General features: G+C 64.8%; 1 protein-coding gene and 1 tRNA gene. One reads left to right on the top strand and one right to left on the bottom strand.

Annotation, left to right across the window (positions count from 1 at the left end; all coding sequences use genetic code 11):
• Positions 1-18 precede the first annotated feature (18 nt).
• A tRNA-Met gene (locus C8N44_RS23060) sits at positions 19-95 on the top strand.
• A gap of 712 nt (positions 96-807) precedes the next feature.
• On the opposite strand, the gene C8N44_RS23065 is transcribed toward C8N44_RS23060, so the two are convergent.
• On the bottom strand, positions 808-1,203 hold a 396-nt coding region (locus C8N44_RS23065; RefSeq protein ID WP_245413010.1), incomplete at its 5' end, for an integrase core domain-containing protein.

Below are 1,203 nucleotides of genomic sequence, written 5' to 3' on the forward strand. Positions count from 1 at the left end.
CAAAAGGGCCGCAAATGGCGCGGGATGGAGCAGTCCGGTAGCTCGTCAGGCTCATAACCTGAAGGTCGTAGGTTCAAATCCTACTCCCGCAACCACCGAAATCTGAATATCAGACAATGCAGCGCCCCAAGGGGCGCTTTTTTGTTGTTCGCCAGGAGTTTGAAGGAGCCGGGACGCCGCGCCCCGGAGCTCGATCCGCATCCCGCCCCGCGCGTCCGGATCACCCCACACGCGCACCTCGCCCAGAAGATCGCGCAGCAGCGCGTTCGCCGCCACCATCTGGTCGCTGCCCGTCAGCAGGTCCTCCAGGCGGGTGACCTGAGCCCTATAGATCGCCTCGAGCTCGGCCGGGGAGGGCGGGGCGACCGGTGTCTCGTCGAAACTCGCCGAGAGCTCGGCTCGCAGGGTGTCGCGCTCGGCCTCGCGGCGCTCCAGGCGTGCGAGGATGGCGTCGGACGCGTCTTCCGTCTCCAGCCGGTCGAGCAGGCGCTCGATCGCGGTCTCGACCTTCGCGAGCTTGCTCGCGAGCGCGGCACGCGAAAGTGCGCCACCGCCCGTGCGGGCGGCCATGATCCGCGTGACTTCACCGGCGAACTGTTCCGCGAACTCGGCGGTCATCAGCCCGTTGCGCAGGCGCGCGAGCCAGCAAAGGAGTACCCCGATGGCCGACGACAACATCAACCCCGATCTCGAAGGATCGAAGCCAACCGAGGTGGCGCCGCCGCGCCGCCGGAAGCGGCGCAAGAAGGTCGCCTTCGATCCGTCGAGCGAACGCGCGTGACCTGCTCCCCATAGAGTCCGCAGTTATTAGTTTGCTCTGTTCAGGGTTTGGTCCTCTACTGACCGTTGGTGATACTCCCACGGGGTGAGCCCGTCGAGGCTCGTGTGGGGGCGGTGATGGTTGTAGTCGTCGCGCCACGCCTCGATCAGGCCGCGGGCATGGCGCAGGTTGGCGAACAGGTGCTCATTGAGGCATTCGTCACGCAGCCGTCCATTGAAGCTCTCGACAAAGCCGTTCTGCATCGGTTTTCCCGGGGCGATGTAGTGCCATTCGACCTGGCGCTCCTCCTGCCATTTGAGGATGGCGTTCGAGGTCAGCTCCGTTCCGTAGCACGTCGGGAAGAAGCGCTTTTTAAGGTTATGGCCACACGCGCAGCCCGCAAATAGCGCAGCGGGTGGCCATAACCGGGTCTCAGGTCTCAA

The organism is Allosediminivita pacifica, assembly GCF_003054175.1.
Lineage (GTDB): Bacteria > Pseudomonadota > Alphaproteobacteria > Rhodobacterales > Rhodobacteraceae > Allosediminivita > Allosediminivita pacifica.